The 248-nt window shown below is 64.1% G+C and carries 1 pseudogene; it reads left to right on the top strand.

Annotated features, from left to right (window positions below):
- Positions 1-24: 24 nt before the first annotated feature.
- Positions 25-248 (top strand): annotated as a pseudogene (locus tag SB689_RS23810) (capsid portal protein); the annotation flags it as partial.

Below are 248 nucleotides of genomic sequence, written 5' to 3'. Positions count from 1 at the left end.
ACGCAGCACCGTGGAGATTTACTGATGAGCACCGCCCTCATTCCGACCACCGACGCGCACGACGTTGCAACGCGCGCGCCGCTGTCCTCAATCGAAACGTTCACGTTCGGCGATGCTGTCGCCGCGATCGACGGCGCCGACATTCTCGACTACGCCGAGCTGTGGGCGATCGACGACTATTTCGAGCCGCCAATCAGCCGAACCGGGCTCGCGAAATCGCTTCGCGCAGGCACGCATCACGCGTCCGC

The organism is Chryseobacterium sp. SIMBA_038 (genome assembly GCF_046535115.1).
GTDB lineage: Bacteria > Bacteroidota > Bacteroidia > Flavobacteriales > Weeksellaceae > Chryseobacterium.
The sequence above is the reverse complement of the archived record's forward strand: the minus strand, read 5'-3'. Positions and strand labels throughout refer to the sequence as shown.